This is a genomic window from Corynebacterium lubricantis DSM 45231, assembly GCF_000379425.1.
Taxonomy (GTDB): domain Bacteria; phylum Actinomycetota; class Actinomycetes; order Mycobacteriales; family Mycobacteriaceae; genus Corynebacterium; species Corynebacterium lubricantis.
In genome coordinates this window covers 35,783-50,837 of record NZ_KB902185.1, presented here as the reverse complement: position 1 = coordinate 50,837, position 15,055 = coordinate 35,783, and the positions used below count along the sequence as shown (strand labels likewise).

15 protein-coding genes are annotated in these 15,055 nt (G+C 59.6%); 2 read left to right on the top strand and 13 right to left on the bottom strand.

The genetic code is table 11. The annotated features are described in order from the left end of the window. Window positions 1-63: 63 nt before the first annotated feature. The 7 genes from A37O_RS0103655 to A37O_RS0103625 all read right to left on the bottom strand — a co-directional run bounded on the left by A37O_RS0103655 (window position 64) and on the right by A37O_RS0103625 (window position 7,212). Window positions 64-669, bottom strand: coding sequence for a ComF family protein (locus tag A37O_RS0103655; RefSeq protein ID WP_026196105.1), 606 nt, complete (start codon window positions 667-669; stop codon window positions 64-66). Beyond that, window positions 666-2,402 (bottom strand): MtrAB system accessory lipoprotein LpqB, encoded by a 1,737-nt coding sequence (lpqB, locus tag A37O_RS0103650; protein WP_018296142.1) that lies wholly within the window; start codon window positions 2,400-2,402, stop codon window positions 666-668. Before lpqB ends, A37O_RS0103655 begins: the two co-directional genes overlap by 4 nt. Window positions 2,403-2,404: 2 nt before the next feature. Beyond that, window positions 2,405-3,922: an MtrAB system histidine kinase MtrB gene (gene mtrB / locus A37O_RS14570; RefSeq protein ID WP_033377740.1), complete on the bottom strand. Its 1,518-nt coding sequence runs from the start codon at window positions 3,920-3,922 to the stop codon at window positions 2,405-2,407. A 63-nt stretch (window positions 3,923-3,985) separates the two neighbouring features. Continuing rightward, window positions 3,986-4,669: an MtrAB system response regulator MtrA gene (mtrA, locus tag A37O_RS0103640; RefSeq protein ID WP_018296140.1), complete on the bottom strand. Its 684-nt coding sequence runs from the start codon at window positions 4,667-4,669 to the stop codon at window positions 3,986-3,988. A gap of 12 nt (window positions 4,670-4,681) precedes the next feature. Continuing rightward, complete coding sequence (locus tag A37O_RS0103635) at window positions 4,682-5,284, bottom strand: dTMP kinase (protein WP_018296139.1); 603 nt, start codon at window positions 5,282-5,284, stop codon at window positions 4,682-4,684. A 2-nt stretch (window positions 5,285-5,286) separates the two neighbouring features. Then, window positions 5,287-6,744, bottom strand: coding sequence for an adenosylhomocysteinase (ahcY, locus tag A37O_RS0103630; RefSeq protein ID WP_018296138.1), 1,458 nt, complete (start codon window positions 6,742-6,744; stop codon window positions 5,287-5,289). A gap of 114 nt (window positions 6,745-6,858) precedes the next feature. Continuing rightward, on the bottom strand, window positions 6,859-7,212 hold the full coding sequence (locus A37O_RS0103625) for a DUF4259 domain-containing protein (RefSeq protein WP_018296137.1): 354 nt from the start codon (window positions 7,210-7,212) through the stop codon (window positions 6,859-6,861). Between the two features lie 437 nt (window positions 7,213-7,649). On the opposite strand from A37O_RS0103625, the gene A37O_RS0103620 reads away from it, so the two are divergent. Further along, window positions 7,650-8,531: a hypothetical protein gene (locus A37O_RS0103620; RefSeq protein ID WP_156802489.1), complete on the top strand. Its 882-nt coding sequence runs from the start codon at window positions 7,650-7,652 to the stop codon at window positions 8,529-8,531. 69 nt (window positions 8,532-8,600) lie between these two features. Here A37O_RS0103620 and manA read toward each other — a convergent pair whose 3' ends face one another. From manA to A37O_RS0103600, 4 genes are all read right to left on the bottom strand, one after another. Next, a complete protein-coding gene (gene manA, locus A37O_RS0103615; protein ID WP_018296135.1) occupies window positions 8,601-9,770 on the bottom strand; it encodes a mannose-6-phosphate isomerase, class I in 1,170 nt (389 codons plus the stop codon). 45 nt (window positions 9,771-9,815) lie between these two features. Then, entirely contained in the window at window positions 9,816-10,799 is a 984-nt protein-coding gene (locus tag A37O_RS0103610) for a hypothetical protein (RefSeq protein ID WP_018296134.1), read from the bottom strand. A 10-nt stretch (window positions 10,800-10,809) separates the two neighbouring features. Beyond that, entirely contained in the window at window positions 10,810-12,180 is a 1,371-nt protein-coding gene (locus A37O_RS0103605) for a phosphomannomutase/phosphoglucomutase (protein ID WP_018296133.1), read from the bottom strand. 113 nt (window positions 12,181-12,293) lie between these two features. Beyond that, window positions 12,294-12,764, bottom strand: coding sequence for a DUF3499 domain-containing protein (locus A37O_RS0103600; protein WP_083912579.1), 471 nt, complete (start codon window positions 12,762-12,764; stop codon window positions 12,294-12,296). Between the two features lie 94 nt (window positions 12,765-12,858). Between A37O_RS0103600 and A37O_RS0103595 the strand changes: the two genes are divergently transcribed. Continuing rightward, window positions 12,859-13,329: a metallopeptidase family protein gene (locus A37O_RS0103595; protein ID WP_018296131.1), complete on the top strand. Its 471-nt coding sequence runs from the start codon at window positions 12,859-12,861 to the stop codon at window positions 13,327-13,329. Window positions 13,330-13,341: 12 nt separating this feature from the next. On the opposite strand, the gene A37O_RS0103590 is transcribed toward A37O_RS0103595, so the two are convergent. Both A37O_RS0103590 and manB read right to left on the bottom strand, forming a co-directional pair. Further along, window positions 13,342-13,632, bottom strand: a complete 291-nt coding sequence (locus A37O_RS0103590; RefSeq protein ID WP_425386893.1) for a WhiB family transcriptional regulator — start codon at window positions 13,630-13,632, stop codon at window positions 13,342-13,344. Between the two features lie 334 nt (window positions 13,633-13,966). Beyond that, window positions 13,967-15,046, bottom strand: coding sequence for a mannose-1-phosphate guanylyltransferase (gene manB, locus A37O_RS0103585; RefSeq protein WP_018296129.1), 1,080 nt, complete (start codon window positions 15,044-15,046; stop codon window positions 13,967-13,969). Between the last annotated feature and the right edge of the window lie 9 nt (window positions 15,047-15,055).

The following is a 15,055-nucleotide window of genomic DNA, read 5'->3' as shown; positions in this document are numbered from 1 at the left end:
CTACTATACGTCTGGTCATAACCGCCATGCCACAAAGCCCCCACTTAATTCGCTGGGTCACATTTATGCGGCCGCGATAGTTACAGCACCTGCGACAGTGGCACCCCGAGCCACCAAATTTTCCACCGTCGCTTGGAGTGTCGCACCCGTTGTGACGACGTCATCCACCACAACAATGGTGCCGCGCGGGACCCCAGACAGGATGATTCCGCCGCTCAGATTTCTCCGGCGTCCCGCCGCATCGAGCTCGGTTTGATCGCGCACCCCTTCTGCAAGCGAGACCACCGGCACCACTGTCCGGCCGGTGGCCCGACACACGGCGGTCACCGGATCCCCGCCTCTCTGCCGAGCAGAGAAGGCACGCGTGGGTGCGGGCACGAGCACTGTTGGGGTGGGAAGTTCGCCTCTCGCCTCGAGGTGTTCGAGGCCGGCACGCAGAACGGCGCCAAGCATTCGTCGTATAGCGATGTTCTTGCGCTCTTTCATCGACAGTATGACCTGGCGGTGAGCGCCAGCGTAGGGGCCGAGGGAAAAGACCGGGACGTGCGGGGATTCTCGGGTGACCACACGTTCCGGGGGCCGGGCGAGCTCGTGCTTACACTCGGCGCACAAGTGCTCCCCTGGTGCTCCGCACCCCGCGCAATGGCGAGGCAGGAGCAGCTCGATCACTTCGCAACCACTGCGGCTGAGCGGGCGCCCTGCAGACCTGGCACCTCGCGCCAGTTCACCGAATCCTGGCCTTGCAATGGGAACTGGAGCAGCGCATTCGCGTCGGTAGCGTAGATCATGGTCGGGCTGGTGGACACCATCACCACGGGCGCGTTGATATTGCCCGTTGGAAGTGTCGTGCTGGCGGAACCGTCCTGTTCCACCCTGACTACGGGCGCGTCCGTCGAGGATGTACCCACGATCAGCGCGCCGTCGGAGGCCCAATCCACCGACACGGCCGTCCCCTCGAGCTCGTGGGCGAATTCCACGACGTTAACCACGGAACGCTCCCCTGTCGCGCTGCGCTCGATGATGCCGGTGTAGAGGCGCCCGTCGATGATCATGGCCACTCGCGCTCCCGAATCCGAGATCCGCAAGACTGAGATCTCACCGTCGAGGTCATCGAGGAACGAGGAGTCCACCTCGTTGGTGACAACATCACCGGTGGTATCCGAGCGCACCGTACGGATGATCCGGTTGCCGTCGGCGACCACCCAGACGACGTTATTGTGTAACTCGAAAGTCGGACGGGAGAATTCCGCTGCCCGCATCACCTCGACCTGCGGGTGGTCCATCCCACCCACAGCGAAAATGCGGGAATTCTCATCCTCCGGATCCGTCAACACAGCGGCAGCGTGGCCGTCCGCGGTCAGATCAACGGATTCGATATCTCCGGAATCACCAAGTTCACTATCCACGGGCCGGACATCGGTACCCTCGACGGTAAACAACCGGCCATTGTTGAGGGCGTAAAGCTTGGAAACCTCCTCAGCGGACGCCTGCGGATCCATGGTCACGAAATCATCCGTGGTCAGGCCCTCGCCATTATCCGAGACCGAGACACCGTCGAATGTGATGCGGTAGGGACCGGGCACCCCGGCCACCGCGAGAGTCCACACGACCTGGCTGGCCATCCGCTGGCTCTCCTCCGGATTAAGCGTGCCCACACCGGTGAATTCGTACACCCCGTCGGTCTTGCCCGAGAAGTTCGCCCCCTCCGGGAGACCCGACCAGGTGGCGGGGCGGAGCCTATCGTTCGGGCCTGCCGCCAGAAGGCTCATCAAGACGGTGTCAGTGGATTCCCCTCCCGAATAAATCCAGCGGCGATCCGAAATGAGCTTCTCGCTCGTCGAGTTCAGGAAGAAGAGGCTGTACGGCTGGTATTGGTTGCGCAGCTCAGTGCGCTCCAAGATAATACCCGCGGGTAACGACGAGATCCTCCACTCACCGTTGACCTGTTCCAGCTCGATAGTGGCCTCGTACACTCCCGTTTCCGGGATGAAAGCGCCACCTTCTTGCAGCGAGCCAATGACATCGCCGCGCACGGAAAAACTCCTGCGCTGACCTGTGGCACCCGGCTGCGTGGTCAGATCAATCCGATCGACGATCAAGGTGGTGTTGTCCGCGTTCCAGACCTCTTGCGCGTTGGAGGTGAGGAAGCTGCGTGCTGCTTCATAGTCGCCCCGTGGGATGGCGCCCGCTGCGTAGAAATCACGCAGCAAGAGATCGGGTTCGCGCCCGGGCACGGGACCCGGCACATCACTGGAGGTATCGTTCGGCTCAAACGAGCGGATGGCTGCCGGGTCAGTGTTGGTGGGCAGGGAGGTACACGAGGCCAGCCCCAGCGACCCCACGACGAGAAGCGCGACAGCACTGCGCGGAAGAAGTGCCCGATGGCGGTGAATTTTCTGCATCGCTATTTCGCCTCCTCCTGTGCAACCGGGCCGACTGGCGGAGCAAGCGGGCGGGGCGACTCGACAATGTTCTCGTCGATTGCACGCGGAATCACCAGCCGGAATTGCGAGCCGACGCCGATGGTGCCAGCCGCATCAAGTGTTCCCTTATGGAGTATGGCATCTTCGCGGGCGATTGCAAGGCCCAATCCGGTGCCTCCCGAATGACGTTTACGGGAAGCATCGGCGCGCCAGAACCGGTTGGACACCAGCTCTTCTTGGCCGGGCTTGAGGCCCACGCCGTAATCGGTGACCGTGTAGGCAACCGCCGTGTCGTTGGCCGCCAGGGCCACGATCACGGGGTTGCCCTCGGAGTGGTCAAGCGCATTGGCCAACAAGTTGCGCAGGATGCGCTCGATGCGACGAGAATCGCCCTCGATGGGAACGGGGTCCTCTGGCAGGTCGAATTTCACTTCGACGTCGAGCTCTTCTGCAAGGTGCTGGGTCTGCTCCCACGCCGATTGCAGCGGTGCTCGAGCATCGATCCTGGTGACTGCAAGGTCGGCCACGCCAGCGTCGTGGCGCGAAATCTCCAGCAGGTCACCGAGCAACGCCTCGAAGCGGTCAAGCTCGCGGATCATCAGCTGGCTGGCGCGCTTGGTGTGTGGCTCGAGGGAGTCTTCGTCAGCGGCAATCATGTCCGCGGCCATGCGCACCGTGGTCAGCGGCGTTCTCAGCTCATGGGAGACATCCGAGGTGAACTGTCTCTGCAGATCACCGTATTCCTCCAGCTGGTGAATCTGGCTGGAGAGTTTGTCGGCCATGTTATTGAATGACAGCGCAAGCCTGGCCATCTCGTCTTCGCCCTCGACGGCCATGCGTTCGCGCAGGTGGCCGGCGGCAAGCCGCTCCGCAATCCGCGAGGCCGAGCGCACAGGCGTGGTGATCTGTTGGGTGGCCAGCCATGCAATACCAACGAGCAGGACCACCACCACGATGCCCGCTGTAGAGAGCAGACCGCGCATCAGGGCCATCGTGGATTCTTCGGATTCCATGGATAAGACGAGGTAGACTTGCAGGTCTTGAATATCGGAATCCGTTGGGGTGCCAATGATATACGCGTTAAACGTCGACCCGTCCGAGCGCGTCATGGGGACGTATTGGTCCGAGATCTGGCCCTGCGAGACGTAGTTTCGCAGTTCCTCGGGGATGCTATATCCCTCCGGAGAGGTGGTCACGGTGCCATCGACGCCTTCGACGACAAGGACCGGTTCATACACCGCCGCAGCATCTTGCGTTTCCGAGGATTGGCTGGTCAGCGACGCGCGCGCGGAGTTGAGTCGCACTTGCGTCGATGTTGAGGATCCAGTGGCATCGATCTGCTGCTCCACCGTTTCGCGGGCGCGCTCAAGCTGGCCCATCGCGATGTCTTCTTTTGTGGTAATCAGGCGCTGAGTTACCACCGAAGCCAGCGCGAAGCCTAAGACCAGCATGACTACGGCCGAGGCAATCAGTACAGATCCAATGAACCTCACCTGCAGCGAGGTACGCCATGAATCAGCGATCCGCGTACGAATCGCTTTAAGTTTGTTTATCAGGGTAAATTACTCCCCCATTGTTCCCGTCTTATAGCCCACGCCGCGCACGGTGAGAACGATCTGCGGGTCTTCTGGATCTTTCTCAATCTTGGAACGCAAGCGCTGGATGTGCACATTGACCAACCGTGTGTCCGATGCGTGGCGGTAGCCCCACACCGATTCCAGCAGTTCCTCACGAGTATGCACTTGGCGTGGCTTCCGTGCCAATTCCAACAGTAGGTCAAACTCCAGCGGGGTCAAGGAAATTTCTTCCTCCCCACGCTTGACCACATGCTGTGGCACGTCAATGGTGAGATCGCCCACCTCAAGGATCTCGCTGGGAGCCCCGTCAGTCCGGCGCAGCCGTGCACGTACTCGCGCGACAAGCTCCTTCGGCTTGAACGGCTTCGTAATGTAGTCGTCGGCACCGGATTCCAGTCCCAGAACCACGTCCACGGTGTCGGTCTTTGCCGTGAGCATCACAATCGGCACTGAGGACTCGGCGCGAATCGCCTTGCAGATATCCACACCGTTCATGCCCGGCAACATCAGGTCAAGCAGAATCAAGTCTGGGTCTTCTTCACGGAACGTCGGCACCGCTTCGTTGCCATCGTTGACCACGATGGCCTCAAGGCCTTCGGACTCGAGCACGATCGAGAGCATCTCAGAGATTGCCGGGTCATCGTCGACGACGAGGATCTTATGGGACATTGCCGACTCCTTTTATAGTTTTTGGATCTCTTGCAGAATAGCCGTGGGTTCTGATGAATGCACCCACCGACCCGCCCAGTTAGCCTCGGCTAGACGAACGTAGGCGTTGTAAGTATCGCGTTGGAGGTCGGCGTTTCGTTCGTAGCTGTCGCGCGCCCGCGTCGCATCCGCAGCCTCTCGAAGCTGCGCCCGCCGAGACGATTCCTCCGGCGTCGTTGCCAGAAGAACCTGCAAATCTGGTTTGGGCAGACCGAGTCGCTCGAATTCGAGCGCGGCCACCCAGTCGAACGCCGCGTCGTCGCCCGTGCGCGCCGCGGTGTACGCGGCATTCGAGGCGACATAGCGGTCCAGGATGATCGTGCGATCGGGGCTGCCGGAATACGGCGCTAGCTTATCGACGACTCCAGCGCGGTCCAGGGCGAACAGCGTCGCCATGGCGTAGGCCGAGTCGGTGAGATCGCCCATCCGCCCGTGCAATGCATCGTGTGCAAGTTGGGCGTGCACCGACTCGTCGTAACGCGGAAACGCCATCGTCTCGGCGTGTAACTTTCCCTTCAACGCCGTGACCAGGGTGTTTTTTCCCGCGCCGTCGATTCCCTCAATCGCAATGATCATAATTAGTAGCGGTAGTGCTCTGCCTTGTATGGGCCTGCAACATCGACGCCGATGTAGTCTGCCTGCTCCTTGGTCAGCTCGGTGAGTTTGCCACCGAGCGCCTCAACGTGGATGCGTGCGACCTTCTCGTCGAGGTTCTTTGGCAGTCGGTAGACATCGTTGTCGTAGTTCGCGCCGTTGGTATACAGCTCGATCTGCGCGATGGTCTGATCTGCGAAGGAGTTCGACATCACAAACGATGGGTGGCCGGTAGCGTTGCCTAGGTTGAGCAGGCGACCCTCGGAAAGCACGATGATCGAGTTGCCGGAAGGCAGGGTGAACAGGTCAACCTGTGGCTTGATGTTGACGCGGGAGACGTCGTCGCGATGGATCAGCGAGTGCATGTCAATCTCGTTGTCGAAGTGACCGATGTTGCCCAGCACGGCGTGGTCCTTCATCTTGTCCATATGCTCGAAGGTGATGATGTCCTTGTTACCGGTGGACGTGATCACGATGTCGGCGTCAGCGATCGCTTCGTCGGTAAGCACGACGTCGAAGCCATCCATCAGTGCCTGCAGTGCATTGATTGGGTCGATCTCGGTGACGGAGACGATCGCGCCCTGGCCGTCGAGTGCCTCGGCGACGCCCTTGCCCACGTCGCCGTAGCCGCAAACGAGGGCCTTCTTGCCCGCGATGAGCATGTCGGTGCCGCGGTTGAGGCCATCGATGACGGAGTGGCGGGTGCCGTAGCGGTTATCGAACTTGGACTTGGTCACCGCGTCGTTGACGTTCATCGCTGGGAAAGGCAGGGTGCCTTCCTTGGCGAAGTGGTAGAGGCGGTGCACACCGGTAGTGGTCTCCTCGGTCACGCCCTTGATGGACTCAGCCAGGGTGGTCCACTTGGTGTTGTCTTCCTTGAGGACATCAGCCAGCATGGCGTAGAACGCGATCTGCTCGTCTGGGTCATTTGGCTGTGCAGCCGGAACCGCACCGGCCTGCTCAAATTCCTTGCCCTTGATAACTGCCATGGTGGCGTCGCCGCCATCATCGAGAATCATGTTGGGAGCTTCACCCTCCCAGGTGAAGATCTGGTTCAGGCACCACCAGTATTCGTCGAGGGTTTCGCCCTTCCACGCGAATACGGGAACACCCTGTGGGTTTTCCGGGGTGCCGTTCTTACCGACGACGATAGCCGCTGCGGCTGGGTCCTCGGTGGAGAAAATATTGCACGATGCCCAACGCACCTCGGCGCCGAGCGCAGTGAGGGTCTCAATCAAGACCGCGGTTTGGGTAGTCATGTGGATCGAACCGACGATCCGTGCGCCCTTCAGTGGTTGCTCTTCCGCGTACTCGCGGCGCAACTCCATCAGTCCTGGCATCTCGTGCTCTGCGAGATCGATCTGCTTGCGGCCAACCTCGTAGAGGTTAATGTCCGCAATCTTGTAATCGTTGTTGCCTAGGACTGTTTGTGCGTCTGCCATGAAGTTTGAGCTCCTATCAAACGAGTAATGAAAACAATTATTTGTACTCGATCCACTCTAGCGTGAACTTTTCTTGACGGCTCATAACAGGGCTTTTTAGGTTTTTAGGAAAATTTAGGAAAGTGCCTCAATGAACTGATCAATATCGAACTCGGTGTCGGCATGTTCCAAAACGCTCACGGCAGCTTCTGCAAGCTTCTCATCGACTTCACCCATCAGCCCACGAATGAAAGGGTATTGCTGTGCGACGTCGCCGGCAGCGAAGGGCGCGCCCGCCCAGATAGCGGCGATGGTCGCCGCAGCTTGTCCATTGAGCAACTCGTCGTCGGTGCTCTTCTCCTGATTTGCCACCAGCAGGCACGCATCGGTGATCGACTCAACGATGTCATCGTCGTCGAGGTCCACCAATTCGTCCAGAAAATCTACGTTGGTCTCTTCTGCAAAAATTTCAGAATCCCACGTGCTCATTGTTGCGCTCCTTTAATCGTGCCGACATGAAGAAGTGACGAAGATGTAAAACTGCCACGCCGCATATTAACCGCTCATAGTTAGTAATACTGTCTTTCCAGCTAACACGCCATAGATCGAGGCAGAAACTTCGGAAACTTCGAAAAATGCCAGTTTGTTTGCCCGGCAAAACGTATCACCTTGTCAAATCCCTGAGGAACCAGCCGAATTCCATAAGCAAATATCCATAAGTGATGGAGGTCACTTTTGCGTGTAAACGTCCACGTGGCTGGATAGTTTTACTCAATGCAGTCGACAAGGAAAGGGAATGAAGTCTGCGTGTCAAGTTGTTACCGAGTTGTTACCAAGGTTAGACTCTATGACCATGGACCAGTAGTGATGCGGTGAAGATAATATTCAGCGCATCACGAATTGATGAAGCACTGCGAGGGGAATCTATGGGCAGTAGAAAAGTGCGCCCGCTTTTATTTATTGCGGCGGGAATCGTCATCGCTGCCCTAATTGGCTTTGCAGTGTGGTACGCCGGCTCCCCCTCGATGAGTGACGGCACCTCGACGAATCAGTCCGAGGCGCTCCCCAGCTCTAATTCATCGCGCGAAACCACGTCGACGGCTCAGCAGCTAGAGCGCACGACTGCTCCTACTACCACGGAGGACGCTTCTGCGCCGGCTCCTTTCGTCGAGCCTGACCAGGACGATCCTTTCCTGCCACCGAACGCGCGTCTGGCCGCTCCGGATTCCATCGAGCGTGAAACCAACGTCTACCGTCCGACAAATATCGTGCCCGAAGGTGCCGATCAGCTCAGCGGGGATTCCAGTGACCAAGGCAGCTCGCGGCCCGATACCCTGGCTTCCGCATCCGGTCCTCTCACACCTTCTGAGGACGATCAGGTATTCCCGAATCAGTTCGAAACACCAGAACCAGGCCAGCCTTCCTCCCCTGCCGAATCCCCTGTGCCAACTGAACCTGGTTCGTCTGTGGATCCAAACCAGACGGTTGTACCAACGCAGCCTCTCGAGTCCGGCGCCGGAGCTCCAGCTCCAGAGCAAGTTCCCGGAGAATCGACCATCTCGCAGGAGATGGCCCCGAACGCCACACCGGCACCGTCGACGCCACCGTCCTCGCCAGCCGAATCAGGTCAGCAAGCTCCAAGCCAGCAGGAGCCAACCGTGGTGCCGCAGCCTGAGCGTCCTACCCAGGACCCAGCGCCAACTACGCAGCAGCAGCAACAACAACAGGTCCCACAGTCCCAGGATCCGTCCAGCAATAACGGCACTCCGCTGTGGTGGCAACAATTGCAGGGACAGTTCATCCGCTAGTTCCGCACTCGCACCAACACTAAATCCCTGGCAATCAATCGATTGCCAGGGATTTAGTATTCGTTGGGGTTAGACCCGAGCGAAGAAGACTTGCGTTCCAGGCTCTCCCCGGAAGGTGTGCGCTGGGTCGCTAGCAGGAATCCACGCCGCCATTCCAGGGGTGAGCGAAATCTCACCGCTGTGTGCTTCACCGGCCGTGCACAGCACGACGGCGGGGCCATCGCAGTCTGCAACCAGATCGCTAGTGTCTAGTTCATGCTTGCTCAAAATGAAGTCAGGCACGGTCACCGGGTAGTCGGTGACCCCGTCATGCGTGCGCGCATCGACCCGAGGTTGCGCAAGCGTAGAGAAATCAAGTACCCGCACGAGTTCCGGCACGTCAACGTATTTGCTTGTGAGTCCACCGCGGAGCACGTTGTCGGAGTTGGCCATAATTTCCACGCCCATGCCACGCATGTAGGCGTGCAGCTGGCCCGCCTGCAGGTGGATCGCTTCGCCCGGCTGCAAAACGACATGGTTGAGCAGCAGCGCGGCTAGGGCACCCACGTCGTCGGGGTAAATTTCCTTCAACTCCAGGAAGCAGCGCGCGGCATCACCGATCCAGTCTGTCCTATCGCTGATCTCGCTACAGCTTGACTCGGCTGCCTCCAACAAATTCACACGCACGCTGCGCGGAATGGTGATCCAAGTCGTAAATAAAGCTCGCAGACTCGCTTCCTCATGATCTGGGTCGATCATGGTGAGGTAACGATCAAAGGGTTCACAGTCCATCGCTGTGAACAGTTCCCGGGTCTTGTCCAAGGGCCGGAATCCCGCAAGTGCATGGAATTCCGTCAGCGCGACTATTAGTTCGGGCTTGTGGTTCGGGTCCTTGTAGTTACGGTTTGGATCACGCTCGGGCATCCCCTGGGAGACTTCCCTCGCATAACCATCTTGCGCCTGCTCCAACGAGGGATGCGCCTGCAAACTCAAAGGCTCGTCCGCCGCGAGTAACTTAAGCAGAAAGGGCAGGTCGCCGCCGAATTGTTCGGTCACGCGGGGGCCTAATTGGCCTTCTTTATCTGCCGCAATTTTCGCGTCTAACTTCTCGCCGCCAACACACGATGGATCGCCGGGATGGGCACCAAACCAAATCTCTGCCTCTGGAACTGCCGTCGGAGTCTCTTTTCCCCGCAGTTCGGCGAGCTTGGTGCGCGAGCCCCAGGGGTAGCTGCGCAAAGCACCAGTCATTAGCTCCATGTCTGTGAGGACTCCTTCAACATTCCAACAATCAAAAATCTGCGACTATTCGCCAAGCGCAGTCGTGGCGAAGCCGCGCACTACAAGTCGTAGCGCTGCAGCTGTATCACCCAAATCAGTGTTCGGGCAGGACTCTGCCCGAGAGTTGGGCAGCGGGGCCTCATCGTGGGCCCACACAACGGCCTTCAACGGTACCAGTTGTTCATCACTATCAATGAATGGGTCATAGAAAATATCATGATTTTGTTGTTGTTCCTCTAAAGCACGTGGCAATTCCTCCGGGGCAACGAAGCTCGAAGGGATCCCGCGAGCAGACCAGAGCGTTGCGACGAGTTCCGCAACAGCGAGGCCTGGTTGGCGAAACGCGGTGTGAATCACTCGGGCTCCCGAGACGTAGTAGCGTAACTGCCGCGCAGGATTGACGGTCTCATCGCGCTCGGGAGAGAGCTGCTGAATCTCCTCATCCAGTTCGTTCGCGAAGTCGTCGAGGCGCTGAGCCAAAATATGGGGGTCGTCTTCCAGCGAGTCCAGCAGCACGCTGACCGCCCCAATGGTGCGCATCGGTGATCCCCCGGCCGAGGTCGGCAATGGCGGGATCACGATGACTGAGGACGGCGCGTCGTCGATAATTGGCCCTCGCGCAGGCCCGGCCAAGACAACGGCCGCCCCGCGATTGGTCGCGGCGATGAGTGCTTGGGAGATCTCGTCGTTCTCGGCGACGTCACCGACGACCAACACGATGTCGAGCGCCCCGACGAAGGTGGGCAATGCATCAGTGATCACGATGGGATAGCGCAGCGGTGTGCGCTGATTGACCACGTAGCGAGCACCCGCTCGCGCAATCTGATCGGTGACTAGAATAACCACACTTCGCGGCGTCTCACCTCGCAGCGAGGCAAATCGATCCATGGCGCCCGCAATCGCGCGGAGCTGGGCGCCTTCGTGGGCGACGTCGAAAAAGCGGACTGTTTCGCGGTCATAGTCGCCGGAGCCCTCGTAGTAGTTCCGGTCCTCGGAGCTGTGATCCATGAGCCCCAGACTAGCTTTCTTCGCTGCGGATGTAGCTGAGAATCTCTGCCGAAAGCGTGTCAACCTGTTCCGGCGTCTCGGCCTCTACGTTGAGGCGCAAAAGCGGCTCCGTGTTGGAGGCGCGGACATTAAACCACGCCTTGGAACCCTGCAGCTTCACGGTGACACCGTCGAGGGTGTCGGTGGATTCGATCCGCTCCGCCAACCCGTCGAGCACGCGCTGGGTCGCGGCCGCCTGGTCACTCACAGTGGAGTTGATCTCGCCGGAGGCCGAGTAGCGCTCGTATTCCGCCATCATCTCGGACAGCGGACCATCGTATTCAGCCAGCGCCTCGAGCACGTGCAGTGCGGCAAGCAGCCCGGAATCGGCGTTGAAGAACTCGGTGAAGTAGTAGTGCGCGGAGTGCTCGCCTCCGAAGATGGCGCCAGTCTTGGCCATTTCCGCCTTGATATAGGAGTGCCCGACGCGGGTGCGTACCGGCGTGCCACCATTTTCTTCGATGATCTCCGGCACCGCCTGCGAGGTGATCAGGTTGTGAATGATCGTCGCGCCCGGCGTCTTGGCCAGGTAGCGCTTCGCTACCAGCGCGGTGATCGCCGACGGGGAGACCGGCGCGCCCTTCTCGTCGACAACAAAGCAACGATCGGCGTCGCCGTCGAAGGCCAGCCCGATGTCAGCCCCCTCATCCACGACGAATTTTTGCAGGTCGACGAGGTTCTTCGGATCGAGCGGGTTCGCCTCGTGGTTGGGGAAGGTGCCGTCGAGCTCGAAATACAGCTCGCGAATATCCATGTCAGACAGCACCGCGGGCACGGTCAGCCCAGCCATACCGTTGGCCGCGTCAACGGCCACAACCAGCGACTTCCCGCTTGACGCGGGCACGAGTTCACGAAGGTAAGCGGCATAATCAGCCAAGATATCTCGCTTTTCGACGAGTCCCTGCTCGCCGTCAAACTCCGGCACGCCATCCACCAACATGTCCGTAATTTCCGCCAGACCGGAATCCTGCGAGACGGGAGTAGCGCCCGTGCGGCACAGCTTGATGCCGTTGTACTTGGCCGGGTTGTGCGAGGCGGTAAACATTGCCCCGGCGCACTTGAGCTGGCCGGCGGCGTAGTAGAGCTCGTCGGTGGAGGTCAGGCCCAAGTCAATGACGTTGAGGCCCTGCGAGGTCGCGCCGTTGGCGAAGGCAGCGGCGAGCTCTGGGGAGGATGGGCGCATGTCGTAGCCGACCGCGATAGTGGTCTCCCCTTCTGCACGCAGAATGGAGGCAAAGGCTGCGCCTGTGTCGTGGACGAATTCTGAGTCGATGTATTCACCGACGACGCCCCTGACGTCATAGGCCTTAATAACGCCGGCAACTTCCTCACGACTACGCATATGGCAAACCGTTCCTTTTCCCTAAAAATCCCGCGCGCGGGCGAATAGATCAAAGTCCGAGTTTACCTACCGCATTCCACTGCGCGGGGATCTCCTGCGTAGTAATTCCCTGTCTAATTCCCTGGGTCGACCTCAGGGTCGACTTCTGGGTCGACTTCTGGGTCGGGCACCACGCTCAAGTGCGCGCGACGAGCGTGCTTGAATTCCTCTAGTCGCTTGGTGCGGTAGACGGGATGGTTGGAGGTCGCGGGATCGATATAGTCGCGGGTTCCCTCGTACTCAATAGGATCGTCGCCGGGTTCGACCAGCCCCGTGGTCACGCGACCGGCCTCGCGCACTGCTTCTGCGAGAGCGGTGACTTCCTCGTCATCGTCGTCAAGCGAAATGTGGTCGACGCGCAGCATTTCCCACCCAAGTGGTGCGGTGATGCGGCTGGCGTGGGATTCGCACAGGTCCCAGGAATGCGGTTCGGCATCGGGTGCCAGCGGCCCCACGACCGCCGTTGATTCTGCATAGGCGTAAGTCAGCGTGGCCACGGCTGGACGGCCACACCCGGTTCGGCAACAACGACGGAATGTACTCACGGTTGCCAAGTCTAAACCCCAACTTGATATTTGAGAAGTGCTAGCTCGGCGTGGTCACCCCTATTGACTTGCCGAGGCAATACTATATGTAGCCATGAGCACCCACGACGCACTGCATCTGCGACCCGGCCGTGACCGCCACGGTCGCGGATCTCGTGGCCCCCTCTTGCCAGTCGCGGTGCCGCGATACCGGACCCGCTCCATGCGCTTCGACCAGGCGGTCCTAGAGGCCTACGCTCCGCTGCAGAATGCGTATTTCGACCAGCTCGTCGGGGTCGACCTTGCCGTAGACACGGTTCCGCGGATGCGCTTGCGGGCTGACGCATTGCTTCCCGACGATATCGTGGCCGACGGCCCGGTGCCGCTGGGCCGCATTCTGCAGGCCGGTGTGGACCCTCAAGGGCGCCCTACCCGCGCCCGGATCGTGATTTTTCGGATGCCCGTTGAGCAGCGCACCTCAAACATGCAAGAACGGTCAGAACTCCTGGCATGGATTCTGACCGCTCTCGTGGCAAATCATTTGAACTTAGATCCCACGGATATCGATCCTGGGTTTCAGTACTAACTAGTTGGAAAATTAGCCGATCTGCTTTTTCAAACGGCGCCGTTCACGATCGGAGAGGCCTCCCCAGATCCCGAAACGTTCATCATTTTCAAGGGCATATTCCAGACATTCGTCCCGGACCGCGCAGGCCTGGCAAATGCGTTTTGCTTCTCTGGTGGAGCCGCCTTTTTCCGGAAAGAATGCTTCAGGATCCGTCTGCGCACACAGCGCCTGGTCCTGCCATTCCTGTTCGACGATGCCGAACAACTCATCGAGAGTCATCTCGCCTGCGGCGCCGCCACGGAGAACTGCGTTTTCAGCCATGTCTTCCACGCGAGGTCCTTTCTCCTGTGGTGTAGTCGGTACTGATGTACTTAGATACTTGTCTGCGGGCATTTCCCACGTAGTCGCTTCCACCATACGCTCGGTGTCACTCGGGCGGCAGAGCAATTACATAAATGTGATTCAACACGGTTTCCACAAATAGCGTCAACCTAAAACGAAGAAAGCCGTCACACTTTAAGGTCGTCCCCAGGTGAGTCGCCACTCCAGTCACACGAGTAACATTTACACAGGTACGGGGGTGCAGCGAGGGGGCACTACATGTAGTACCCCCTTGCGTATGGAGAAACTAGTTCAGGCTCCCCCGGCGTGTCGCTCACGCGTCAGGAGAAAAGCGAACCCCCGAATCGGGAATCGTAACCCCAGGCCAGACGCGCATTCCGCCCATCAGCTCGCAGCGAGCGCCGATAACAGCGCCCTCACCGATGACACAATCAGTGATCCGCGCGTTCGCGCCAATGGTCGCCCCGGCCGCAATGATGGAATTCTTTACGATCGCTCCGGGTTCTACAGTGACCCCTTCGAAGAGCACAGAATCGTCGATACGCGATCCGGCGCCGACCTCGACGCCGCGGCCGATCGCCGTACCGCCAACCAAGATCACGCCGCCGGCGATTCCGGCAGACTCGTCGACGTAGCTCTCGCCGGTCTTGCCCTTCAGCAACGGCGAGTAGGCAATGCCGCGCACGAGGTCGGACGAGCCCTGGACGAAATCGTCCGGGCGGCCCATATCGCGCCAATAAGACGTATCCACATGGCCGACGACCTTGGCACCCGAGGAAAGCAGCCCCGGGAAGGTCTCGCGTTCGACGGAGACGACGCGGCCCGCCGGGATACGCTCGATGACTTCGCGCTTGAACACGTAACAACCGGCATTGATCTGATCGGTCGGAGGATCCTCCGTCTTCTCCAGAAATTCCAGGACGTTATCGTCCGCGTCCGTGGGCACCGAGCCGTACGCGCGGGGATCCGGTACACGAACCAGGTGCAGGGTGACATCGGAGTCGTGGGATGCGTGGGTGTCTAAGATGTCGACCAGGTTCGCACCCGAGAGCACGTCGCCGTTGAAAACCATGACGTTGTCGTGGCGCAGCTTGTCGTAGACGTTGCGGATGCCGCCGCCGGTGCCCAGGGCTTCCTCCTCGACGACGTACTCGATCTCCAATCCGATATCTGCGCCGTTGCCGAAGTACTCCTCAAAAACCTCGGCCTTAAACGAGGTGCTCAAGATCACGTGGGTGATCCCGGCCTCGCGGATGCGCGCCAACAGGTGCGAAAGGAAAGGAAATCCTGCCGTGGGCAGCATCGGCTTCGGAGTATTGACGGTCAACGGGCGCAGGCGGGTGCCGCGTCCGCCGACCAGAATGACCGCGTCAGTCGAAGAAGGATCAACCATCGTGTTTAA